Origin of the sequence: Sphingopyxis sp., from assembly GCF_051861155.1 — a bacterium.
Taxonomy (GTDB): Bacteria; Pseudomonadota; Alphaproteobacteria; order Sphingomonadales; family Sphingomonadaceae; genus Sphingopyxis.
Window position 1 is genome coordinate 84,771 of record NZ_JBHYDE010000001.1, and the last position, 21,977, is coordinate 106,747.

23 protein-coding genes are annotated in these 21,977 nt (G+C 65.6%); 11 read left to right on the forward strand and 12 right to left on the reverse strand.

The features are described 5' to 3' along the window. Positions 1–97: 97 nt before the first annotated feature. From dapF to ACTIFP_RS00405, 5 genes are all read left to right on the forward strand, one after another. On the forward strand, positions 98–904 hold the full coding sequence (dapF, locus tag ACTIFP_RS00385) for a diaminopimelate epimerase (protein WP_439566745.1): 807 nt from the start codon (positions 98–100) through the stop codon (positions 902–904). Next, positions 901–2,130, forward strand: coding sequence for a MiaB/RimO family radical SAM methylthiotransferase (locus ACTIFP_RS00390; protein ID WP_439566746.1), 1,230 nt, complete (start codon positions 901–903; stop codon positions 2,128–2,130). Before dapF ends, ACTIFP_RS00390 begins: the two co-directional genes overlap by 4 nt. Further along, entirely contained in the window at positions 2,127–3,053 is a 927-nt protein-coding gene (gene ftsY / locus ACTIFP_RS00395) for a signal recognition particle-docking protein FtsY (RefSeq protein WP_439566747.1), read from the forward strand. Before ACTIFP_RS00390 ends, ftsY begins: the two co-directional genes overlap by 4 nt. Continuing rightward, entirely contained in the window at positions 3,050–3,733 is a 684-nt protein-coding gene (locus ACTIFP_RS00400) for an inner membrane-spanning protein YciB (protein ID WP_439566748.1), read from the forward strand. The genes ftsY and ACTIFP_RS00400 overlap by 4 nt, the downstream gene beginning before the upstream one ends. Positions 3,734–3,813: 80 nt before the next feature. After that, complete coding sequence (locus ACTIFP_RS00405) at positions 3,814–4,386, forward strand: urate hydroxylase PuuD (RefSeq protein WP_439566749.1); 573 nt, start codon at positions 3,814–3,816, stop codon at positions 4,384–4,386. A 90-nt stretch (positions 4,387–4,476) separates the two neighbouring features. Here the strand turns inward: ACTIFP_RS00405 and ACTIFP_RS00410 are convergent, their stop codons facing one another. From ACTIFP_RS00410 to ACTIFP_RS00425, 4 genes are all read right to left on the reverse strand, one after another. Beyond that, positions 4,477–5,031: a gamma carbonic anhydrase family protein gene (locus ACTIFP_RS00410; RefSeq protein ID WP_439566750.1), complete on the reverse strand. Its 555-nt coding sequence runs from the start codon at positions 5,029–5,031 to the stop codon at positions 4,477–4,479. Next, positions 5,028–7,283, reverse strand: a complete 2,256-nt coding sequence (locus ACTIFP_RS00415; protein WP_439566751.1) for a spermidine synthase — start codon at positions 7,281–7,283, stop codon at positions 5,028–5,030. The genes ACTIFP_RS00410 and ACTIFP_RS00415 overlap by 4 nt, the downstream gene beginning before the upstream one ends. A 22-nt stretch (positions 7,284–7,305) precedes the next feature. Beyond that, complete coding sequence (hemB, locus tag ACTIFP_RS00420) at positions 7,306–8,304, reverse strand: porphobilinogen synthase (RefSeq protein WP_439566752.1); 999 nt, start codon at positions 8,302–8,304, stop codon at positions 7,306–7,308. A gap of 182 nt (positions 8,305–8,486) precedes the next feature. Continuing rightward, entirely contained in the window at positions 8,487–10,001 is a 1,515-nt protein-coding gene (locus tag ACTIFP_RS00425; RefSeq protein WP_439566753.1) for a M23 family metallopeptidase, read from the reverse strand. Between the two features lie 299 nt (positions 10,002–10,300). Between ACTIFP_RS00425 and ACTIFP_RS00430 the strand changes: the two genes are divergently transcribed. The 6 genes from ACTIFP_RS00430 to ACTIFP_RS00455 all read left to right on the forward strand — a co-directional run bounded on the left by ACTIFP_RS00430 (position 10,301) and on the right by ACTIFP_RS00455 (position 19,157). Beyond that, entirely contained in the window at positions 10,301–13,084 is a 2,784-nt protein-coding gene (locus ACTIFP_RS00430) for a helicase-related protein (protein ID WP_439566754.1), read from the forward strand. After that, entirely contained in the window at positions 13,084–13,443 is a 360-nt protein-coding gene (locus ACTIFP_RS00435; protein WP_439566755.1) for an RNA-binding S4 domain-containing protein, read from the forward strand. The genes ACTIFP_RS00430 and ACTIFP_RS00435 overlap by 1 nt, the downstream gene beginning before the upstream one ends. A gap of 113 nt (positions 13,444–13,556) precedes the next feature. Further along, a complete protein-coding gene (fdxA, locus tag ACTIFP_RS00440) occupies positions 13,557–13,895 on the forward strand; it encodes a ferredoxin FdxA (protein WP_439566756.1) in 339 nt (112 codons plus the stop codon). Positions 13,896–14,048: 153 nt separating this feature from the next. After that, positions 14,049–14,699 carry an ATP-dependent Clp protease proteolytic subunit gene (locus tag ACTIFP_RS00445; protein ID WP_439566757.1) on the forward strand — a complete coding sequence of 217 codons (651 nt, stop codon included), beginning with the start codon at positions 14,049–14,051 and terminating at the stop codon, positions 14,697–14,699. 258 nt (positions 14,700–14,957) lie between these two features. Continuing rightward, positions 14,958–16,229: an ATP-dependent Clp protease ATP-binding subunit ClpX gene (gene clpX, locus ACTIFP_RS00450; RefSeq protein WP_439566758.1), complete on the forward strand. Its 1,272-nt coding sequence runs from the start codon at positions 14,958–14,960 to the stop codon at positions 16,227–16,229. Positions 16,230–16,532: 303 nt separating this feature from the next. Continuing rightward, positions 16,533–19,157, forward strand: coding sequence for a TonB-dependent receptor (locus ACTIFP_RS00455; RefSeq protein WP_439566759.1), 2,625 nt, complete (start codon positions 16,533–16,535; stop codon positions 19,155–19,157). Positions 19,158–19,265: 108 nt separating this feature from the next. Here ACTIFP_RS00455 and ACTIFP_RS00460 read toward each other — a convergent pair whose 3' ends face one another. The 8 genes from ACTIFP_RS00460 to pspB form a co-directional block, all read right to left on the reverse strand. Continuing rightward, positions 19,266–19,676: a SufE family protein gene (locus tag ACTIFP_RS00460; protein WP_439566760.1), complete on the reverse strand. Its 411-nt coding sequence runs from the start codon at positions 19,674–19,676 to the stop codon at positions 19,266–19,268. Between the two features lie 92 nt (positions 19,677–19,768). Then, entirely contained in the window at positions 19,769–20,023 is a 255-nt protein-coding gene (locus tag ACTIFP_RS00465) for a hypothetical protein (protein ID WP_405053381.1), read from the reverse strand. Between the two features lie 28 nt (positions 20,024–20,051). Continuing rightward, positions 20,052–20,318 (reverse strand): hypothetical protein, encoded by a 267-nt coding sequence (locus tag ACTIFP_RS00470; RefSeq protein ID WP_439566761.1) that lies wholly within the window; start codon positions 20,316–20,318, stop codon positions 20,052–20,054. 32 nt (positions 20,319–20,350) lie between these two features. After that, a complete protein-coding gene (locus ACTIFP_RS00475) occupies positions 20,351–20,623 on the reverse strand; it encodes a hypothetical protein (protein ID WP_439566762.1) in 273 nt (90 codons plus the stop codon). 11 nt (positions 20,624–20,634) lie between these two features. Then, entirely contained in the window at positions 20,635–20,952 is a 318-nt protein-coding gene (locus tag ACTIFP_RS00480; RefSeq protein ID WP_439566763.1) for a hypothetical protein, read from the reverse strand. 13 nt (positions 20,953–20,965) lie between these two features. Next, positions 20,966–21,265: a hypothetical protein gene (locus ACTIFP_RS00485; RefSeq protein ID WP_120217313.1), complete on the reverse strand. Its 300-nt coding sequence runs from the start codon at positions 21,263–21,265 to the stop codon at positions 20,966–20,968. A gap of 47 nt (positions 21,266–21,312) precedes the next feature. After that, the gene (pspC, locus tag ACTIFP_RS00490) at positions 21,313–21,693 is read right to left on the reverse strand and encodes an envelope stress response membrane protein PspC (protein ID WP_439566764.1); all 381 of its coding nucleotides are present in this window, start codon (positions 21,691–21,693) and stop codon (positions 21,313–21,315) included. A 1-nt stretch (position 21,694) separates the two neighbouring features. Continuing rightward, a complete protein-coding gene (pspB, locus tag ACTIFP_RS00495) occupies positions 21,695–21,973 on the reverse strand; it encodes an envelope stress response membrane protein PspB (protein WP_439566765.1) in 279 nt (92 codons plus the stop codon). Positions 21,974–21,977: the final 4 nt, after the last annotated feature.

The window sequence follows — 21,977 nt, forward strand, 5'->3', positions numbered from 1 at the left end:
CGCTGCGCGATAAGGCTGCATATCCTTCCCCCATCAAGGGGGAAGGTCCGTATGCCTCGCTAGACTTCCCCGTCCTGCACCCTTACATGCGCGGACTATGGCGGATCGCTTCACCAAGATGCACGGGCTGGGCAATGATTTTGTCGTCATCGACGCGCGGACAAGCGCGGTCGAGATGACCCCGGCGCGCGCGCATGCGATCGCCGACCGGCGGCACGGCATCGGGTGCGACCAGCTGATCCTGCTCGAACCGTCGATTAAGGCCGACGTGCGGATGCGGATATTCAACGCCGACGGCGGCGAGGTCGAGGCGTGCGGCAATGCCACGCGCTGTGTCGCGACGCTGATCGGCCAGCCCGCGGTGATCGAAACATTGGGCGGGATGCTGCGCGTCACGCCTGCGGACGGCGGCGCCGAAGTCGTGCTGGGCGAGCCGTCGTTCGACTGGGAGCATATCCCGCTCGCGATGCCGATGGACACGCGCGACATGCCGGTTGCGTGGGACGAGCTGGAGCATGGTGCCGCGGTCAATGTCGGCAACCCGCACATCGTCTTTTTCGTGCCCGAGGCCGACGCCGTCGCACTCGACGAGCTTGGCCCGCGGATCGAGACCGACCCGCTGTTTCCCGAGCGCGTCAACGTCAATGTCGCGAGCCTCGATGGCGACAACCAGTTGCAGCTGCGCGTTTGGGAGCGCGGGGTCGGGTTGACGCAGGCGTGCGGCACCGGCGCCTGCGCCACCGCGGTCGCGGCGATCCGCGCCGGGCTGGTCCGGTCGCCGGTGACCGTCGCCTTGCCCGGCGGCGACCTGATCATCCGCTGGACGGCGGGCGAGCCGATCGTGATGAGCGGCGCGGCGACGCGGGTATATGAGGGCGAGACCGACTGGGCGCAGTTCGGATGAGCGGTGCGGTGTTGGACGGCGGGCTTGACGTCGTCAATTTCGGCTGCCGGCTGAATATTGCCGAGGGCGAAGCGATCCGCGCCGCGGCGGTCGAAGCCGGTGCACGCGAGACGATTGTCTTCAACAGCTGCGCGGTGACCGACGAAGCGATGCGCCAGGCGCGGCAGGCGGTGCGGCGCGCGCTGCGCGAGCGGCCGGGGGCGGATGTTGTCGTAACGGGGTGCGCGGCGGAGCTGGAGGCCGAAAGCTTTGCCGATATGGGCGCGCGGGTGGTACGGAACGATGCCAAGGGGCTGGCCCAGAGCTATGGCAGCCGAACCGCCGCGCCGACGCGACCCGGCACCTATACCCCGGCCCTCTCGGGCGCCGACCACGCCCGCGCCTTTCTGGGCGTCCAGACCGGCTGCTCACACAGCTGCACCTTTTGCGCGACGGTGATGGCGCGCGGAACGGCGCGCTCGGCGACGGTCGAGGCGGTGGTTGAGGCCGCGCGCACCGCGCTGGATCGCGGGCAGCGCGAGATCATCCTGACCGGGGTCGACCTCGCGAGTTATGGCGACGACAGCAGCACCAGTCTGGCGGCGCTGATCGAGGCGCTGCTCACCCTGCCTGTCCAGCGTCTCCGCCTGTCATCGCTCGACCCGAACCGCATCGACGATGCGCTGTTCGCGCTGCTGACACAGGAAGCGCGCATCATGCCGCACGTTCACCTGTCGCTGCAGGCGGGCGACGATATGGTGCTGACCCGCATGAAGCGCCGCCACCGCCGCGCCGATGCCGTCGCGCTCGTCGCACGGCTCAAAGCCGCAAGACCCGCGATTGCGATCGGTGCCGACCTGATCGCCGGATTTCCGACCGAGGATGAAGACATGTTCGCCAATTCGCTGGCCCTGATCGACGATTGCGACATCGTCTTTGGCCATATTTTTCCGTACAGCGCGCGCGCCGGAACCGCCGCCGCGCGGATGCCGCAGGTTGGCCGCGCGGTGGCGCGCGAGCGCGCCGCGACGCTGCGCGAGGCCAATATGCGCCGCCGTCACCTATGGCTCGATGCGCAGGTCGGCCGCACCGCGGCGATGCTAGTCGAGCGCGACGGGCTGAGCGGACATGCCGAGAATTTTGCCGCGCTGACGCTGGGCGCACCTGCCGCCGCCGGAACGATCGTCCCGGTCCACATCGGCGCACGCGACGGCGACCGGCTGACCGCCACGGAGCAGGCGGCATGAGCGGGCAAAGCTGGAGCGACCGGTTGCTCGGCGGTTTCAAGCGCACGTCGGAACGGCTGGGCGAAAATCTGGCGGGGCTGACCGGCAAGGCACGGCTCGACGAAGATGATCTCGACCGCATCGAAGAAGCGCTGATCACCGCAGACCTGGGTCCGGCGATGGCGGGCCGCATCCGCGAGCGGCTCGCCGCGCGGCGCGATGCGGTCGCGGGCGGCGTCGAGGAGTTGCGCAAGATCGTCGCCGAAGAAATTGCGGCGGTGCTGCGCCCGGTCGCCGAACCGCTCGACATCGACGCCTTTCCGCGCCCGCAGGTCATCCTCGTGATCGGGGTCAACGGGTCGGGCAAGACCACCACCATCGCCAAGCTGGCGCATCTGTTCCAGGAACAGGATTATGGCGTGATGCTGGTCGCGGGCGACACCTTTCGCGCTGCGGCGATCGGCCAGCTGAAGGTCTGGGCCGAGCGGCTGGGCGTGCCGATCATGGCGGGGCCCGAGGGCGGCGACAGCGCGGGTATCGTGTTCGACGCAGTCAAACAGGCGACCGCGACCGGCATCGACGTGCTGATCGTCGACACCGCCGGACGCCTCCAGAACAAGCGCGAGCTGATGGACGAACTCGCCAAGATCAAGCGAGTGCTGGGGCGGCTCAACCCCGCCGCACCGCACGATGTCGTGCTCGTCCTCGACGCGACGACAGGTCAGAACGCGCTGTCGCAGATCGATGTGTTCCGCGAGGTCGCCGGCGTCACGGGGTTGGTGATGACCAAGCTCGACGGCACCGCGCGCGGCGGGGTGCTTGTTTCGGCGGCCGAACGCCACGGGCTTCCCATTCACGCGATCGGCATCGGTGAAACCTTGGGCGACCTTCGCCCGTTCGACGCGGACGAGATCGCCGCCATTATCGCAGGAAATATAAGATGACCGCCTCCCCCATCGACGTGCCGCCGACCGGCCCCGAGGCGATTCCGGCGGCACCGCCCGCCAAACATGGCTGGCTGAATTTCGTGATCGATTTCGGGCCGCTACTCGTCTTTTTCCTCACCTATAAATTCACCTCGGGCGGCGAAGGCGCGTTCGCCGCGACCGCCGCGGCGATCAAAGGCACTGTCGCCTTCATGGTCGCGATCGTCATCGCGATGGCGGTGTCGAAGTGGAAACTGGGCAAGATTTCGCCGATGCTGTGGCTGTCGGGGGTGCTGGTCATCGGGTTCGGCGCGCTGACCATCTGGTTCCACGACGAACGCTTTATCGTGATGAAGCCGACGATCATCTATGGCGCCTTTGCCGCGCTGCTGCTCGGCGGGTGGTGGTTCAGGAAACCGATGCTGAAATATCTGCTCCAGTCCGCGTTGGAGGGGGTGACCGAAAAGGGCTGGTTGCTGTTGTCGCGCAATTGGGGGCTGTTTTTTGCCGCGCTCGGCGTCGCCAACCATGTCATGTATGTGCTGATCCAGCAGGACCGGTTCAGTTTCGACACCTGGCTGACGGTCAAGGTGTGGGGGATCACCGCATTATCGTTCCTGTTCACGTTGACGCAGGTGCCGGTGATGCTGAAGAACGGGCTGGCGGTGCCCGACGAGGCGGCAACCGACAAAAGTTGAGTCCGGCCCCCGACGCTGGCATAGCGATGCCGTTCGGCACCGGGTCGCTTCCCGTGCCGCAAAAACAGGGGGAAACTGCAATGGACAAATTTTTCGGCAATTTGCACGCGGTGCTCGGCGCCGGGCTGGTGCTCGCGATCATCCTGATGCTCGGCCTCAATGGCCAGAATTTCGAGGACGGGATCGCCGCGGGCAATGCAATCATGCGCTGGCTGCACACTTTCTTTGGCGTGCTGTGGATCGGCCTGCTCTATTATTTCAACTTCGTCCAGATTCCGACGATGCCGAAGATCCCGGCCGAACTGAAACCCGCCGTCGGCAAGCATATCGCGCCCGCCGCGCTGTTCTGGTTCCGCTGGGCGGCGCTGATCACCGTGCTGCTGGGCGTCGCAATCGCGGGCCACGCGAAGTATCTGGTCCCCGCGCTGGGCCTGCAGGATCCCTACAAGCTGATCGGCGTCGGCATGTGGCTGGGCCTGATCATGGCGTTCAACGTGTGGTTCGTGATCTGGCCGAACCAGAAAAAGGCGCTGGGCATCGTCGAGGCCGACGATGCGACCAAGGCCAAGGCCGCCAAGACCGCGATGATCTTTTCGCGCACCAACACCTTGCTGTCGATCCCGATGCTCTATGCGATGGTGAACTTCAGCTAAACTGAGAACAGCGGTTCAAAAAGAAAGGGCGCTCCGAGAGATCGGGGCGCCCTTTCTTTTTCCGTTCGTGTCGACAGGCCGGTTTTGCAATCAACCCTCCACCGCCGCCTTGTGCATCCGGCCGTTCATCACATAATGCGCGACGCCCAATTGCATCCCCGCGGCCTGCGCATCGTCGATCTCGCGTACCCGCCGCGCGGGCGATCCGGCCCAGAGTTCGCGGGTTAGAATTTCCTTGTTCTCGGTGAGCAGCGCGCCCGCAGCGAGCATCGCGTCGCTGCCAATGCGGCACCCGTTCATCACCGTCGCCTTCAGCCCGACAAACGCCCGGTCGGCGAGCGTACAGCCGTGGACCATCGCGAGATGGCCGATCAGCACATCCTCGCCGATGATCGTTGGAAAGCCTTCGGGGCGGTGCGGCATCGGGCCGTCGCAATGGACGATGCTGCCGTCCTGAATGTTCGAGCGCGCGCCGACCACGATCCGGCTGACGTCGGCGCGCAGCACGCAATTATACCAGATGCTGACGTCGGGGCCGATCGTCACGTCGCCGATGATCCTGCACCCCGGCGCGATGAAGGCGCTGGGGTCGATCTGCGGCGTCTTGCCATTGACCGTAATGATGCTGATGTCGCGGTAGGTCATTGGTCGCGGTTCCCGATGACATTTTTCCACAAAAGAACCGGCAGCGTCGAGGCGTAATCGTCGGTCCAGCGCTCGAAGCCCGGGCGCGCGCTCAGCGGCACCCAGGCGCCGTCGCGCGCAGCGTCGCCGCGCGGCCGGAGCCCCCCGGTCAGCTGCTGCATCCGCTGCGGCGTCGCGGTCAGCGCGACCCAGTTCGACCCGGTCAGGTCACCGAGTTCGTCGTTGATCGGCCCCGGATCCCGGCGGATCGCGCTCGCCCAGCCGCGCGCCTTCGCCTCCGTCGCCAGCACCGGTTCCAACCCGAAGAAGCGGTTCGAGATATGGATCAGCAGCACGCCGTCGGGTTTCAGCGCGCGTTCGTAGATGCCGATCGCCTCGCTGGTCAGCAGGTGCAGCGGGATCGCGTCGGACGAAAAGGCGTCGATCACCAATATGTCGAAGCGCGCCGCGGGCTGCTCGGCGATTTTCAGGCGCGCATCGCCGATCACGATCGGAGTGTCGCCGGCGCAATCGGACAGGAAGGTGAATTTTTTGGGATCGCGGGCGATATCGACCATCACCGGATCGATTTCGAAAATCGTCCATTGCTGGCCGGGGCGGCGATAGCAGGCGAGCGTCCCCGCCCCCAGCCCGACGATGCCGATCGACGCCTGCGGCCCGGCGAGCGCTTCCGCCTTGGCGAGCGTCAGCCCGACCCCCGACTGCGGCCCATAATAGGTCGTTGGTTCGCGGCGGTGCGCCGGATCGGTGCGCTGCAACCCGTGCAGCGTCGTACCATGCGCCAGTCGGCGCTGTTTCTGCTGCGGATAGTCGGTGACGGTATAGACCCCGAAATAGCTGCGGACGCGCGCGTCCGAAAAGCTTTCCATGATCGTGCTCCAGCCGCCGAGGCCAAGCATCAGCAACGCCAGCACAGTGACAAAGGCCCAGCGCCAGCGGATCACCAATATGCCGATCGCAAACACCGCGACGCCCCACATGGCGACGCTGTCGAGCCGGCCGGTCCATTCGCCGGTCATGTGCTGGGCGGCGAACATCGCGAGCGCGATGAACAGCAGGAGGGCCAGCCGCACCGCGCGGTCGCCCAGTTTCAGCCACTGGTCCCACGGCAATAGCGCCGGCAGCGGCAGCAGCATCGCGGCGGCGAGGATCAGCAACGGATGCTCATACACCCAGTCGAAGATCAGCGGCGCAAACAGCGCCGCGAACAGCCCGCCAAGCACGCCGCCCGCCGACATGACCAGATAGAAAAGCGTCAGGTGCCGCGGCGCCGGGCGCAGATGATAGAGATAGCCGTGCAGCGCGGTCGCAACGACGAACAGCATCGCGAGGCTGGCCATGGCGACCAGCATCGAACCGATCCCCGAGCTCATCAGCCCGAGCCCGCCGACCGCGAGCAGCACCACCGGTGCGATCAGCGTGATGATCTGGACCAGCCGGTCCAGCGTCGAAAAGGCGATCACGAAGCTGAACAGGTACAGCCCCAGCGGCAATACCCACAGCAAAGGCATGGCGACGATGTCGGTGGTGAGATGCGTCGTCGTCGACAGCATCAGCCCCGACGGCACCGCCGCAATCAGCAGCCAGCGGAGCTGGCGCCGCCACGTCGGGCGCGGCTCGTCGGCCGCGGCGGCGGCGTCACCCGCCGCGTCGGTGGCGCGGCCACGCCAGCGCGCCGCGGCGCAGGCTGCAACCAGCAGGACGAGCAGCGCATAGCCGGCGGTCCAGCCCCAGCTTTGCGCCGCCAGCGGCAGGCTGGGTTCGACCAGCGCCGGATAGCTGATCAGCCCGGCAAAGCTGCCGAGGTTCGATGCGGCATAAAGATAATAAGGATCGCCCGCTTGGCGGTCGGCAGCAAACCAGCGCTGCATCAACGGCGCCTGCGCCGACACCACGAAGAAGACCGGACCGATCGAGGCGAGCAGCAGCAGCGGCACCCACAAAGCCTCCTGCCCCGGGCCGGGCGGCGCGATTTGCGCGATACTGATCGGCAACCACAGCGCGGCGACCAGAAACAGCACGACATGGATGATCGCCTGGCGCTGCACCGTGAAGCGGCCGAGCCAATGGGCATAGGCATAGCCACCGAGCAGCAGCGCCTGATAGACCAGCATCGCGCTGTTCCACACCGCGGGCGCGCCGCCAAGCTTGGGCAGCACCATCCGCGCGACCATCGGCTGGACTTGAAAGAGCAGGAAACTGCCGACCAGGATGGTCAGCACAAACAGCCAGCGCCGCGGTAACGCAGTCATAAAAAGCCCACCCCTTATTCGATTATTCGTTCAGCAGCCGCGCCGCGTGCAGCGCATGATAGCTCAAAACCCCCGATGCCCCGGCGCGGCGAAACGCCAGCAGCGTTTCCAGCACCAGCGCGTCGCGGTCGCCCGCGCCCACCGCCGCTGCGGCCTCGATCATCGCATATTCGCCTGACACTTGATACGCATAGACCGGAACCGCAAAATGATCCTTAACCGCGCGGACGATGTCGAGATAGGGCAGCCCCGGCTTGACCATCACGCTGTCGGCGCCCTCGGCCAGATCCTGCGCGACCTCGCGCAGCGCTTCCTCGGCATTGGCCGGGTCCATCTGATAGGTTTTCTTGTCACCCTTCAGCAGCCCGCGCGAGCCCACCGCGTCGCGGAACGGGCCGTAGAAGGCTGAGGCATATTTGGCGGCATAGCTCATGATCTGGACATGGCCGAACCCCTCGACCTCCAGCGCCTCGCGGATCGCACCGATGCGGCCGTCCATCATGTCGCTGGGCGCGATGATGTCGGCGCCGGCGCGCGCCTGATTGAGCGCCTGTCCGACGAGCACGTCGACCGTTTCGTCGTTGAGGACATAGCCGCTGTCGCCCAACAGCCCGTCCTGCCCATGACTGGTGTAGGGGTCGAGTGCAACGTCGGTGAGTACGCCGATGTCGTCACCGAGCGCCTGCTTGATCGCGGCGGTGGCGCGGCACATCAGATTGTCGGGGTTGAGCGCCTCGGCGCCATCTGCGCTGCGCCGGTCGGGCTGCGTGTAGGGAAACAGCGCAAGGCACGGGATGCCAGCGGCGACGGCGTCGCGCGCCCGATCGACGAGCCGATCGACCGACCAGCGCGACACCCCGGGCAAGCTGGCGATCGGCTCCTCGGCGCCCGAACCGTCGCAGACGAACAGCGGCCAGATCAGGTTCGACGGCGACAGCACCGTCTCACGCACCATCGCTCGGCTCCAGCCGGTGCGGCGGGTGCGGCGGAGGCGGAGGTCGGGAAAGGCGGCGTGGGTCATCGGGCGTGCATAGCGGGGTGCGGGCGCGGGGCAAATGGTTCTTCTAAAGCCCCTCCCCTTCAGGGAGGGGTTGGGGTGGGGGCCAGCGGCATAGCGAAACGCCTATGGGGCCCACCCGCTGCGACTAGGCAGCAAGCTGCCAAGTCTCGCTTCCCTCCCCTGAAGGGGAGGGCGAAGTTTCTTCAAATCCCGCCTTCTGCCCTTTTCGACGCCACATCGGCGAGGCTGCCGAGTTTTGGCCCCTCGATCTGTTTCGGCGCGATCGGCGCCAGTGCGGCGCCGGGGGCGATCGCGGTCAGGGCGCGGATGCGGGCGCGGAAGTCGGCGAGCGCCTTGCCCTCGAGCAAGGCGCGGGTGACAAAGGTCACCGACGACGGATTGACCGCGCGCCCGTTGCGATAGAGTTCGTAGTGCAGATGCGGGCCGGTCGACAGGCCGGTCGAGCCGATATAGCCGATCACCTGACCGCGACCCACCCGCTGGCCCGGGCGCACTGCGATGCGGCTCATATGGCCATAGCCGGTACCCAGGCCATTGCCGTGGTTGAGCTTGACGAAATTGCCATAACCGCCGTGGCGGCCGGCGATCGACACGACCCCGTCGGTGACCGCATAGATTGGCGCGCCGTACCCGCCGCCGAAATCGATGCCGCTGTGCATCCGCCGATAACCGAGGATCGGGTGGCGGCGCATCCCGAAGGTCGAGGTGATGCGTCCGTTGGTCGGGCGCGCCATGCCGCCGCGCTGTTCGCCGACGCCCGATGCCTCGAACCATTGCACGCGGCCGTCGACATTCCATTCGAGCATCGACAGCTTGGCTTTGCCGCCGCGGACCAGCCCCGCGTAGAGCAGCTTGCCGGTCTCGCTCTCACCGGTTTCGGCGCGGCGGTAATCGACGATGATATCGAATTCGTCATTGGCGCGAATGTCGCTGCCGACCGAAATCTGGCGGCCGATGACGCGCAGGTATGACTGGATCGCCGTCGCGGGCGCCCCGGCGGCGCGCGCCGAACGGTACAGGCTGTCGCCGACCCGGCCGCGGATGCGCAGCGGGGTATTGTCGACCGCGATCGGGATGCGCCGCATCACCAGCCGGTCGCCCTCGCGCTCCATTTCGATGCGCAGGTCAAAGCGCGCACGCATCGCCAGCGCCTCGACCGGGCGCGGCATCGTGCGCGCGGCGCGGCGGCCGAGGATCAGGTCGATCCGCGTCCCCGGCGCGATGTCGGCGAGCGGTACCGCGCTCGACACCTGATTCGCCAGCGCCTGCGCCTCGCCGCTGCCGACGCCCGAGCGTTCGAGCAGGCGTGCAAAGCTGTCGCCGCTGCCCAGGGTGGCGGTGAGTTCGATCTGCGGGCGTTCGGGGGTCTGGGTCAGTGGGCGGACCGCATCGGTCGCCGCCATGTGCCGCCCGGTGTCGCCGCCGAGCGCCAGCGGCACGATCATCTGCGCGCGTGCTTCGTTGAAGTCGGCGGTGTCGAGCGCCGGGGTACCACCGATACTAAGCGGCTGAATTCCCGGGAAAGTGGCAATCGCGGTGCCGCACAACAGGGTTAATGTCGCGAGCCCGCGCCACCATTCGGCCGACCCGATATTGTCCCCCAGGTCGGGAACCAGATCGAGCTGCGCCAGCCGGTCGCGCCAGCCGAGCGCGTCCGAATCCGAATCGGCACGCCGCAGCGGGATCGCTTGCGACATCGTGAGGGCGGCCGCATTGCCGGACATCCCCGCGATGGGTTCGTGACGCTGAAACAAACTGCAACCCCCGCTCGACGGGCCTCCCATAACCCGGCCGCCGAATGATATTTCGGCCGCCTGTCTGTAAAGAAAGGTCGTTAAAGTCAATTTAATGGCCGATTTGCCGCGGCGCGTTGCGGCCAGTTGTGGCGGGGGTGGGATATGATGCAAGGCCGGCGGAAAAATCGGCCGCTGCCCCGCGGTTCGACGATCCGCTGTTGCGCGGCGCTCGCGGCCATGCCAGCTTGGTACCCAAGATAATGACGTCATCCTCTTCCCAGCCGGTCAAGGCTGTCCTTGGCCCCACAAACACCGGCAAAACCCATTTGGCGGTCGAGCGCCTGACCGCCCATTCGAGCGGCATGATCGGCTTCCCGCTCCGCTTGCTGGCGCGCGAAGTTTACGACCGGGTCGTCGCGATCAAAGGCGCCGCGCAGGTCGCGCTGGTTACCGGCGAAGAACGGATCATCCCGCCCGACGCGCGCTACCTGCTCGGCACGATGGAGGCGCTGCCGATCGAACGCGACGTCGCCTTCGTCGGCATCGACGAAGCGCAACTCGGCGCCGATCCCGAGCGCGGCCATGTCTTCACCGACCGCCTGCTGCGCGCGCGCGGCCGCGAAGAAACGATGATCCTGGGGTCGGCGAGCATCCGCGGGCTGGTGAAAAATCTCGTCCCCGAAGCCGAAATCGTCACCCGCCCGCGCTTTTCGACGCTGAGCTATGCCGGCACGTCGAAACTGTCGCGGCTGCCCAAACGATCGGCGATCGTCGCTTTCTCGGCCGAGGAAGTCTATGCGATCGCCGAAATGCTGCGCCGTTTTTCGGGCGGCGCCGCGGTGGTGATGGGCGCGCTCAGCCCGCGGACGCGCAACGCCCAGGTCGCGATGTTCGAGGCGGGCGAGGTCGACTATCTCGTTGCCACCGACGCGATCGGCATGGGGCTGAACCTCGACGTCCAGCATGTCGCCTTTGCGAGCCTGCAAAAATTCGACGGGCGACGGCTGCGGCGGCTGACAATCGCCGAAATGGCGCAGATCGCCGGCCGCGCCGGGCGGCACCAGCAGGACGGCAGTTTCGGCACCGTCGGGCTGCCGCAGGGGGGCTTTACCCCAGAGGAAGTGGCGGCGATCGAGGGGCATCATTTCCCGCCGCTGCCCAGCCTGTTCTGGCGCAATCCGACCCCCGGTTTCGGCTCGCTCGACCAGCTGCTGTCCGACCTGGCGCAGCCGCCGACGCAGCCGGTGCTGCGCCCTGCCCCCGAGGCGGTCGACATTGCGGTGCTGCGGCATTTGGCCGGCGACATGGAGGTGCGCGCGCGCGGCGGCGATTTCGACGCGGTCCAGCGATTGTGGGACATTTGCGGCCTGCCCGATTTCGAACAATTGGGCGCCGAGCATCACAGCCGGACGATCTTCAAACTGTGGCAATGGCGGACCAGCGGCGACGGGATGATCGATCCCGACTGGTTCGCGCGGCGGCTGGCGAAGCTCAACGATGTCGAAGGCGACATCGACCAGCTCGCGAGCCGCATCGCCGCGGTGCGGACTTTGTGCTTCATCGCGCAGCGCGGCGACTGGATCGCGGGCGCGGCGGGGTGGACCGAACAGGCACAGGCGCTCGAATCGCGGCTGTCCGACGCGCTGCACGCGGCTCTGGCTCAGCGCTTCGTCGACCGACGGCTCGCGCTGCTGCTGCGCGATGCCGGACAGCGCAATGCGGCGCTGCCCGTTGCGGTCGGGCCCGACGGCACGGTGGCGGTCGATGGCGAGGCGATCGGCACCCTGAAAGGCTTTCAGTTCAAGGTCGACCCGGTCGCCAAGGCGAGCGATCACCGGATGTTGCTCGCCGCCGCCGAAAAACATTTGCGCGCCGAGCTGGCGCGCCGCGCGACAGCACTGGCAGAGGGTGACGACAGCGCTTTGTCGCTGGTCGCCGAAGCGGGCGCCGCGCCGCGGCTCGCGTGGCACGGTCATGCCATCGCCACGCTGGCGAAGGGGCCGACGCTGGTCCAGCCGTCGATCCAGGTCGACCCCTCGCTGCGGCGGCTCGAACCCGTCCAAGTGCAGGCAATTGCCGAGCGGTTGCAGCGCTTTGTCGCGCAGCAGCTGGCGCGCCACGCCGCGCCGCTCGCCGCGATGGGCGAGGCGGCGGGCGACCTGTTCACCCCGCCGCGGGTGCGTGCGCTGCTCGCGGCGCTCACCGATAACAGCGGGATGATCGGCCGCGCCGCGGTCGAGGATCAGCTGGCCGCGCTTGCCCCCGACGAGCGACCGCAACTGCGCAAGCTGGGGCTCACCATCGGGTCGCTCGACATTTTTCACCCGACGCTGCTGAAGCCCGAGGCGGTGCGCTGGCGCGCCGCGCTGACCGCTGCGCAGCAGGGATCGCCGGTGCCGGCGCTGCCCCCGCACGGCGCGGTGCTGCAAAAGACCGGCAGCCACGCCGGGCTGACGATCGCGGGCTTTCGCCGCTGCGCGTCGGGCTGGCTGCGCATCGACATGGCCGAAAAGCTAGCGCGGCAGGCGCATGCCGCGCGGATGCAGGCATCGGCGCCGCCGACCGCGCCGATCGCGGGCAGCGGCGATCATCACGACGACGATCATGGCGCGGGCGACGAGGCCGAAGGCGTTGCCGCCGCGCCGCCGCCCGGCTTTGTCATCGACCCCGCGCTCGCCACCTCGCTTGGGCTCGACGAGGAAACGCGGCGCGGGCTGCTCGGCAGTTTCGGGTTCCGCAGCGTCGGCGAACCGGCGCTGCATCGCTGGCGCTGGTCGGGGCTGCGCAAGCCCGACAAGCGGCCGCGCCGCAAACCGCCGCGCAAGGGCGGCGACGCCCCGCCGCGCGCCGCGACCAATGGCGATTTGCGCCGTCCGCCCGCCCAGGCGGCAAAGGGCAAGCGCGGCAAACCCGACACGCTGCAAAAACCGCGCGCCGATCCGCCGCGCCCGCCGCGTCCCGACCGTCCGGCGCGGCGCAGCCCGTCGCCGAACAGCCCATTCGCGGGCCTCGCGGCGCTGCTTGCCGAAAGCCGCAAGGACTGATGCGGACACCCGGCGCCGCGGGCAGCATCCGGCTCGACAAGCTGCTCTGGTTCCTGCGCTTTGCGCGCTCGCGCAGCCTGGCGCAGGCGCTGGTCGCGGCGGGGCATATCCGGCTCGACGGGCGGCGGGTGACGCGGTCGTCGTGCGCGGTGCACGTCGGGCAGACGCTGGTGCTGCCGATCGGCGAGCGGATCGAGGTGGTGCGACTGCTCGCGCTGCCGCTGCGCCGCGGCCCCGCCGCCGAGGCGCAGGCATGCTACCAGCAGCTCGATCCCGCACCACCCGCCGCCGCCAACCCAGCTATCAGCGGCGATGGAAAAGCTGTGCAGGCAAATCGCGCGCCCGACCCTAACCAATGAGAGTGATTCGCAACTGCTTGCTAGGCGTTGACGCGCCGCCGCCCTGCGGCATAGAGGCGAGCCGAGAGAGAGCCTGACGGCCCGATTGCCGTCGTCTGAGGGAGCCTGAAACCATGACCTATGTCGTCACCGATGCCTGTATCCGGTGCAAATATATGGACTGCGTCGAGGTGTGCCCCGTCGACTGTTTCTACGAGGGCGAGAATATGCTCGTCATCAACCCCAATGAGTGCATCGATTGCGGCGTCTGCGAGCCCGAATGCCCGGCCGAGGCGATCCTGCCCGACACCGAAAGCGGCCTCGAAAAATGGCTGGAAGTGAACACCAAGTTCAGCGCCGAATGGCCGAACATCACGGTGAAGAAGGACAGCCCCGCCGACGCCGACGAATATAAGGGCGTGGAAGGCAAGTTCGAAACGCTGTTTTCGCCCGAACCCGGTGCCGGCGACTGATCCGAAATTCGGCAATCCGATCGGGGCGGGACTTCCCGCCCCTTTCTTTTGCCCCCTTGAATCCATCCCGCGCGGCGACGATGTAGGTGACCGAGGGGCCAGCCCGCCGGATTCTCCGGCGCGGCATCCCGGAAACATAAGGACGCATTCCCAATGATCGACCCGCTCGCCGCTCTTGTCCCCGTCGTCGTCGAACAGACGAGCCGCGGCGAACGCAGCTTTGACATTTTCTCCCGCCTGCTGCGCGAACGGATCATCTTCGTCACCGGCGAGGTCGAGGATAATATGGCGTCGCTGATCACAGCCCAGCTGCTGTTCCTCGAATCGGAAAACCCGAAAAAGGACATCTGGATGTACATCAATTCGCCGGGCGGCGTCGTCACCGCGGGCATGGCGATCCACGACACGATGCAATATATCCGCCCGCGCGTCGGCACCGTGTGCATCGGCCAGGCCGCATCGATGGGCAGCTTCCTGCTTGCCGCGGGCGAACCCGGCATGCGCGTCGCGCTGACCAACGCCCGCGTGATGATCCACCAGCCGTCGGGCGGCGCCCGCGGCATGGCGTCGGACATCGAGATTCAGGCCAAGGAAATCCTGCGCATCAAGAAGCGGATGAACGACCTGTACGTGAAATATACCGGCAAGTCGCTGAAAGAGATCGAAAAGGCGATGGACCGCGACACCTTCCTCGAGGCCGACGAAGCCAAGGATTTCGGCATCGTCGACCAAGTGTACGACCGCCGCCCGGGCTTGCCCAGCGACGATGCGCCAAAGGACATCAGCGAAGGTCCGACGCCCTGATTCGATCAGGCTGCGGCACCGGCCTGCTCCCCCACCGCTCCAAGACGACGCGCAGCGTCCAAGAGCGGTGGGGGAGCAGGCCGGTGCCGCGCGGTGGCCGCCGACAAAGGCTTAACCGCATTTGTTGACGCCCATTTGGTGCCTTGGCGCTAGGCGGGACATTGCCGCGATGTCACCCAATTGCCATATTGTAATTGGGTGACCGCGAACTAGGATAAGGACGGCACCGCCATTTCGGCGCCTGCCAGAGGAAGTTTTATGACGAAATTGAGCGGCTCGGACAGCAAGAGCACCCTATATTGCTCCTTCTGCGGCAAGTCGCAGCACGAAGTCCGCAAGCTGATTGCCGGGCCGACCGTGTTCATCTGCGACGAATGCGTCGAGCTGTGCAACGACATCATCCGCGAAGAGATCAAGGGCGGGGTTGCCGCGCGCAAGGACGGCGCGGTGCCGACGCCGCTGGAAATCTGCCAGCATCTCGACGCCTATGTGATCGGCCAGAACACCGCGAAGCGCGTGCTGTCGGTCGCGGTGCACAATCATTACAAGCGTCTGGCGAACAGCGGCCGCGGCGACGATGTCGAACTGGCAAAGTCGAACATCCTACTCGTCGGCCCGACCGGCAGCGGCAAGACCCTGCTGGCGCAGACGCTCGCGCGATTCCTCGACGTGCCCTTCACCATGGCCGATGCGACGACGCTGACCGAAGCCGGCTATGTCGGCGAGGATGTCGAGAATATCATTCTCAAGCTGCTCCAGTCGTCCGACTATAATGTCGAAAAGGCGCAGCGCGGCATCGTCTATATCGACGAGATCGATAAAATATCGCGCAAGGCCGAAAACCCGTCGATCACCCGCGACGTGTCGGGCGAAGGCGTCCAGCAGGCGCTGCTCAAGCTGATGGAAGGCACGACCGCGAGCGTTCCGCCGCAGGGCGGCCGCAAACATCCGCAGCAGGAATTCCTGCAGGTCGACACGACCAACATCCTCTTCATCGCGGGCGGCGCATTCTCGGGCCTTGAAAAGATCATCGGCGATCGCCTGCAGGGCAAGTCGATCGGCTTCGGCGCGCATGTCGCGGGCCCCGACGAGCGCCGCACCGGCGAGGTGCTGAAGAATATCGAGCCCGAGGATCTGCTGAAATTCGGCCTGATCCCCGAATTCGTCGGCCGCCTGCCGGTCATCGCGACGCTCGAGGATCTCGACATCGACGCGCTGGTCAAGATTCTGGGCGAACCCAAGAACGCGCTGGTGAAGCAGTATCGCAAGCTGTTCGATCTCGAAGAGGTCGTGCTGACCTTTACCGACGACGCGCTGGTCGCGGTCGCCAAGAAGGCGATCGAACGCAAGACCGGTGCGCGCGGGCTGCGCTCGATCGTCGAGGCGATCCTGCTCGACACGATGTTCGACCTGCCCGACCTGACCGATGTGGTGGAGATCGTCGTCGACAAGGATGTCGTCGAAGGCCGCAAGGATCCGGTGCGCGTCTATGCCGACAAGGCGAAAGAAGCGGCGGGCGACGCCGCCTGAGTCGCGGCGGCTTCAGCCGTTCCCTTTGAAAATCGGCGAATCGTCCCGCTTTCCCCGGTAAAATTGTTGCAATGCAGCAACAGTTGCCGGGAAAAACGCAGTCGAGCCTGTGGATAAATCGCCGCCTGCGACGCAAATTCGCGATTTTTTGACCTTTTGTCCCAGCTTTCGCTGCGCGCCGCTTGCACTGTCACAATTGCTGTCACAATCGTGCCACATGCGGGCTTCAGGGGCGCTCGCAGGAGTTGCGCGCCCCATTTCGCGCGCCTGCCGAACGACACCACACCAAGGGGACATCCTGACATGAATTTCCGTCACACGCTTGCCGCCAGCTGCGCGCTGATCCCGGTCGCGCTGCTTTCCACGCCCGCCTTTGCCCAGTCAACGGGTTCGGTCGATTTCGACGAAGAAATCGTCGTCACCGGCGTTTCGGCAACCGATGTCGTCGGCATCTCGTCGCCCGACACGTCGAAAGCGAAGGCCGTTTTGGGTCAGGAAATCATCGAACGCCAGAATCCTGGCCAGACCATCCTCGACACGATCAACCTGTTGCCGGGCGTCAACTTCACCAATAACGACGCCTACGGCTCGGCCGGCGGCCAGCTGACGATCCGCGGCTTTTCGGCCGACCGCATCAGCCTGACCTTCGACGGCGTGCCGCTGAACGATTCGGGCAACTATGCCATTTATTCGAACCAGCAGCTCGACCCCGAGCTGATCGAGCAGGTCAACGTCAACCTCGGCTCGACCGACGTCGACAGCCCGACCGCCGCGGCGACGGGTTCGACCGTCAACTATCGCACCCTGACACCGACCGAAGAATTCGGCGTCAAGGTTTCGGGTTCGGCGGGCGAATATGAATTTTTCCGCATCTTCGGCCTCGTGAACACCGGCGAATTTACGCCGTGGGGCACGCGCGCCTTCCTGTCGGCATCGACCGCGTCGAACAACAACCCGTTCAACAACTATGGCCGCCTGCGCAAAAAGCAGTTCAACGGCCGCGTCTGGCAGCCGCTGGGCGATAATGGCGACTTCATTTCAGTCGCCGGCCACTACAACGTCAACCGCAACAACTTCTTCGGCTCGGTGCCGCTGCGCCTCGACGCCAACCGCGTCGTCGGTTCGGGTTCGGGCAACCGTTTCCCGATCGACAAGGACGAGCGCGAATATGACATCGCGGCGCCTTGCACCACGGCCGTCGCGGCGCGCCCGGGTCTTGCCGATTCGGGCTCGAACTGCGGCACCGAATTCGATCGCCGGTACAACCCGTCGAACACCGGCAATATTCGCGGTGCATCCAAGTTCACCTTGACCGAAGGGCTCGTGCTGACCGTCGATCCCAGCTATCAATATGTGAAGGCCAATGGCGGCGGCACGGTGTTCGCGCGCGAGCGTTTTCTGGACATTAATCCGGGCGCGGGTGTCACCAATGTCACCGGTTATTTGGGCGGCCGTCCCTATTTCGGCCGCGACCTCAACGGCGACGGCGACACCCTTGATGAAGTCGCGATGCTGGCGCCCAGCCAGACGCAGACGCATCGTTATGGCGTGATCGCCAACCTGCGCTGGGACATCAACGATTTCCACACGGTCCGCGCCGGCTTTACCTATGACCGCGCGCGTCACCGCCAGACCGGCGAAGTCGGCCTGCTGCAGTTCAACGGCGAACCGTTCAGCGTCTTCCCGGTCACGGACAATCCGCAGGTCGATAATACTGGCGTCATCCTGCAGAAGCGCGATCGCCTGTCCTATGCGATCCTGACCCAGGTTTCGGGTGAGTATCGCGGCGAATGGGCCGACGGCCGTATCATCACGACGGTCGGCATCCGTGCCCCGTTCTTCAAGCGCGACCTGAACAACAATTGCTTCACGTCGAGCGATACGGGTTTTGTCGAATGTTTCGGCAGCGCCACCGATCCGCGCAACGCAACCTATGCCGCGCTCAATCCGACGGTCCAGGGACCGCAGCAGCGCGTGTTGAAGTATGACGACATCCTTCCCAACGTCGGCCTGATGTTCAAGCCGAACAGCCAGATGTCGGTGTTCGCCAACTATTCGAAGGGTCTGCAGGTTCCGGGCACCGACGCGCTGTACAACGCGTTCTTCTTTGCCCCGAACACCGCGTCGGCACGTCCGGCGCCCGAAACCAGCGACAACTTCGACCTTGGTTTCCGCTATCGCACCAGCAAGGTGCAGGCGCAGATTTCGGGTTGGTTCACCAAGTATAACGATCGCCTTGCTTCGGCGTTCGATCCGGAAACCGATCGGAACCTGTATCGCAACCTCGGCCGCGTCGACAAATATGGCATTGACGGCAGCATCGCTTACCAGCCGATCCCCGAGCTCGCGCTCTACGTCTTCGGTTCGTGGATGAAGTCGGAAATCAAGGACAATGTCCAGTCGGGCGAGTGCACCCTTGCGCAGGTCAACGCCGTGCCGCGGATCGCTGGTTGCACCACCGTCGGTCAGCCGATCTTCGTCGCAACCGCTGGCAACCGCGAATCAGGGGCTCCGGAATACAGCTTCGGTGGCACCGTGCGCGGCACGCTGGGTCCGGTCGAACTGGGCATCACCGGCAAGCGCACCGGCGGCCGGTTCATCTACGACACCAACCTGCCCGTCTATGCTCAGACGCTGCCTGCCCCTGCGGCGCCGACCGTCGTCTATCCAGCGAAGACCAACGCCTATTGGCTGGTCAATCTGGATGCGCGACTCAGCCTCGAATGGGCCGGTCTGAACGACAAGACCTTCTTGCAGCTCAACGTCTATAACCTGTTCGACTCGCTCTATGTCGGCAACTACACCCCTGGCTTGAACCAGGGTGGCGTGCTCGGCCCGAACGTGTTCACCGGCACTCCGTCGGCGGTTCCAAATGCCCAGATCGGTGCCCCGCGCACGATCAGCGCGACGCTGACCGTCGGCTTCTAAGCCGGGCGATCGTCCAAGAAAATGGGGCGCGGGAGGCAACTTCCGCGCCCTTTTTCCTGCTTGATTGAAAGGTAGCGCGCGCAGCGCGGCGGGCGCGCCGTCGGCGGGTCAGCCTGCGGCGATGCGGCGGGCGGTGTCCTGGACCAGTGCGATCATGTTGGGGACGCCCTGGGTGCGGTTCGACGACAGCTGGCGGGTGAGCTCGAACGGCGCGAGCGCGGCGGCGACATCCATCGCGGCAACCTCGGCCGCGGGCTTGTCCTGCACCGCGGCGAGGACGAGCGCGACGATGCCCTTGGTGATCGCGGCGTTGCTGTCGGCCAGGAAGTGCAGGCGGCCATCGGCCTGCGGCACCGGATAGACCCAGACGCTGGCGCTGCATCCGCGCACCAGCGTCGCGTCGGTCTTGAGCGCGTCAGGCATCGGGCCAAGCTCACGGCCCAGATCGATCAGCAGGCGATACCGATCGTCGCCGTCGAGGAAGTCATATTCGTCGTGGATGTCGGTCAGGCTGCGCATGGCGGCGGCACTGACAGATTTGGGGCCGCGTTGGAAGGGGGCGCCATCCCCCTTTTCCGTTCGCCCCCGCGAAGGCGGGGGCGAACGGAAGGTTACAGGTCCACCCCCGCTGCGATCGCTTCGAGCTTGCGCAGCCGTTCCTTGAGGTCGGCGATTTCGATCCGCGATCCGGCGTGTGGGACAGCGGCGTCGTGGCCGATGCTGTGCCCGGCGGCGAGTTCTTCGCGCTTGAGCTGGATCCAGTCGCGCCAGCCGCGCAGCGCCGCCAGGCTCATGATGGTCAGCGCGGTCAGCGCGACGGCACTGACCATCAGGTTGGAGGCTAGGTCAGACGTAATGGTGGCCATGGGTTCGGCTCCTTCTTCGCCCTGGTCGTCAGGAGGGCGACCGGTCGCGCAGCTTCTCGATTTCCTCATCGAGCGTCACGGCGCGGTTGTGGTCGGTGGCGATGCGTTCGAGCACCTGGATGCGGTCCTTCAGCGCGCGGATTTCGGCGAGCAGCGCCTTGGTTTCGGCATTGTCGGCGGGGGCAGCGAAAAACTCGTTGCCCTTGTGGTCGCGGCGCACGCCATATTTGGCGCGGACGACGCTGCCGATCGTGACGATCAGGACAATGCCGATAACCATTTCAAACGGGTTCATGGGGGATCCTTCCGTATTTTCTTATCGTTGCTTCAATTGAGCGGCGCGTCGCGCAGCTTTTCGATCTCGTCGGCCACCTCAACTCCCTTGTCGGTAATAATCCGTTCAAGAACGCGGACGCGCTGTTCCAGCCGTTCGGTGTGCGCGGCATATTGCGCGGCCTTTTCGGCGGTTTCGTTCGACAGCAGGGTCAGCTGCTTTTCCTTGAACTTCAGGTGGCGCCGATACATGTCGCCGCCGATGCCCAGGATCACCGGGATGCCCACGACGATGAAGAAAAATCCCAGAACGAACGTGCCGCTCATAACCTAACTCCTCAGTTCGCGGGGCGCCGCAGCGCCTCGATCTCGTGGCTCAGCCGGTGGCTCTCGTCGGTGACGATGCGCTCGATCACCGCAAGGCGATCCTTCACCGAACCCAGTTCGGCGCGCAGCTGGGCGTTTTCCTGGCTGATCAGCTTGACGCGCTCCATCGCTTCGTCGCCGGTCTTGGGATAGACCGCCTGGCCCCAGGCACCGTCGAGCGGATAGCCGTTCTTGACGCGCAGCCAGGTGGTGAAAATCCAGCCGCCGATCGCGGCGAGGCCGAGGATCGCAGCCCCGGGGGCGAGGATATTCAGGACATCGAGATTCATTGGTCTATTCCCCTCAGCGCAGGCGGTCGATCTGGTCGGCGAGCTGCGCCGCCTGACCATGGTTTTCGGTGGCGATGCGTTCGAGCACCGAAATCCGCTCTTCAAGGCGGCTGACCTGGCCTGCCAGCTTGGCATTGTCATCGGTCAGCAGCGCGATTTTTCGATCAGCGTCGGGGTCGGTTCGATGAACCGTGCCACCCCATTCATTTTCAACCGGATAGCCGTGCTTGGCGCGGATCCAGGTGGTGAACATCCAGCCGCCGATCGACAATGCGATGATGGCGAGGACGAAACCGGTACCACCGAAATTCATCTATCTTCTCCCTGTTGCATCCAGCCCGCCCGGCTTGGCGCCCCGAATTACCGGAGCGCGTCGATCTCGTCGGCGAGGCGGCGGTTGTGGCTGGTGTAATATTGTTCGATGTCGGCAAGGCGGCGGTCGATGTCGCGAAAGCGCGAGCGGATGTCCCGGGTCGATGCGCTGGGGTTCGACCGGACGCCCTGCCAGAATTTCGCCTCTTCGTTCGAGCCATAGAGCGCGAAGGGTTTCGGCGTGCCCATCCAGGCGACCATCCAGTAAGCGATCAGCGTCCAGGGGAAGCCCCCCATCAGCGTCAGCAATACCGCGCCGACGCGGACCCACAGAACGTCGACACCGCTGTAGTCCGCGATCCCGGCGCACACGCCACTCCATTTGGCGTTTTGCTTGTCGAGGTAGAATTTCGTGCGGCTGGCAGACATCTCAGTTCCTCCTGGTCTTATGGTTTTCGATTTGCGCCAGGTCTTCATCGCTGCGTACCGCGGGGCGGAAGTCGGGATGGTCGGCGCTGATGATGCGTTCGACGGTGTGGAGGCGGTTTTCGAGCCGCCGGGCCGTGTCGTAAAGTTCGTCGAGCAGCTGTTCATCTTCTCCGGTCAGCGTCTTGGCCTGTTTCCACTTGGTGATGTAGTGGAGGATCAGCCAGGGCAGACCGAGGAAGAGCGTTCCGATGACGATCGGGACGATGATGATTTCTTCCATCGGT

Bases quoted from the DNA above. Each gene is read 5' to 3' on its own strand.
- ACTIFP_RS00485 (WP_120217313.1), bottom strand. From the start codon at position 21,265: ATGAATTTCGGTGGTACCGGTTTCGTCCTCGCCATCATCGCATTGTCG.
- clpX (WP_439566758.1), top strand. From the start codon at position 14,958: ATGACGAAATTGAGCGGCTCGGACAGCAAGAGCACCCTATATTGCTCC.
- ACTIFP_RS00415 (WP_439566751.1), bottom strand. From the start codon at position 7,283: ATGACTGCGTTACCGCGGCGCTGGCTGTTTGTGCTGACCATCCTGGTC.
- ACTIFP_RS00435 (WP_439566755.1), top strand. From the start codon at position 13,084: ATGCGGACACCCGGCGCCGCGGGCAGCATCCGGCTCGACAAGCTGCTC.
- ACTIFP_RS00470 (WP_439566761.1), bottom strand. From the start codon at position 20,318: ATGAACCCGTTTGAAATGGTTATCGGCATTGTCCTGATCGTCACGATC.
- ACTIFP_RS00405 (WP_439566749.1), top strand. From the start codon at position 3,814: ATGGACAAATTTTTCGGCAATTTGCACGCGGTGCTCGGCGCCGGGCTG.
- ACTIFP_RS00480 (WP_439566763.1), bottom strand. From the start codon at position 20,952: ATGAATCTCGATGTCCTGAATATCCTCGCCCCCGGGGCTGCGATCCTC.
- ACTIFP_RS00460 (WP_439566760.1), bottom strand. From the start codon at position 19,676: ATGCGCAGCCTGACCGACATCCACGACGAATATGACTTCCTCGACGGC.
- fdxA (WP_439566756.1), top strand. From the start codon at position 13,557: ATGACCTATGTCGTCACCGATGCCTGTATCCGGTGCAAATATATGGAC.
- ACTIFP_RS00445 (WP_439566757.1), top strand. From the start codon at position 14,049: ATGATCGACCCGCTCGCCGCTCTTGTCCCCGTCGTCGTCGAACAGACG.
- ACTIFP_RS00475 (WP_439566762.1), bottom strand. From the start codon at position 20,623: ATGAGCGGCACGTTCGTTCTGGGATTTTTCTTCATCGTCGTGGGCATC.
- ACTIFP_RS00465 (WP_405053381.1), bottom strand. From the start codon at position 20,023: ATGGCCACCATTACGTCTGACCTAGCCTCCAACCTGATGGTCAGTGCC.
- ACTIFP_RS00455 (WP_439566759.1), top strand. From the start codon at position 16,533: ATGAATTTCCGTCACACGCTTGCCGCCAGCTGCGCGCTGATCCCGGTC.
- pspB (WP_439566765.1), bottom strand. From the start codon at position 21,973: ATGGAAGAAATCATCATCGTCCCGATCGTCATCGGAACGCTCTTCCTC.
- dapF (WP_439566745.1), top strand. From the start codon at position 98: ATGGCGGATCGCTTCACCAAGATGCACGGGCTGGGCAATGATTTTGTC.
- ACTIFP_RS00390 (WP_439566746.1), top strand. From the start codon at position 901: ATGAGCGGTGCGGTGTTGGACGGCGGGCTTGACGTCGTCAATTTCGGC.
- ACTIFP_RS00400 (WP_439566748.1), top strand. From the start codon at position 3,050: ATGACCGCCTCCCCCATCGACGTGCCGCCGACCGGCCCCGAGGCGATT.
- ACTIFP_RS00425 (WP_439566753.1), bottom strand. From the start codon at position 10,001: ATGTCGCAAGCGATCCCGCTGCGGCGTGCCGATTCGGATTCGGACGCG.
- ftsY (WP_439566747.1), top strand. From the start codon at position 2,127: ATGAGCGGGCAAAGCTGGAGCGACCGGTTGCTCGGCGGTTTCAAGCGC.
- pspC (WP_439566764.1), bottom strand. From the start codon at position 21,693: ATGTCTGCCAGCCGCACGAAATTCTACCTCGACAAGCAAAACGCCAAA.
- ACTIFP_RS00430 (WP_439566754.1), top strand. From the start codon at position 10,301: ATGACGTCATCCTCTTCCCAGCCGGTCAAGGCTGTCCTTGGCCCCACA.
- hemB (WP_439566752.1), bottom strand. From the start codon at position 8,304: ATGACCCACGCCGCCTTTCCCGACCTCCGCCTCCGCCGCACCCGCCGC.
- ACTIFP_RS00410 (WP_439566750.1), bottom strand. From the start codon at position 5,031: ATGACCTACCGCGACATCAGCATCATTACGGTCAATGGCAAGACGCCG.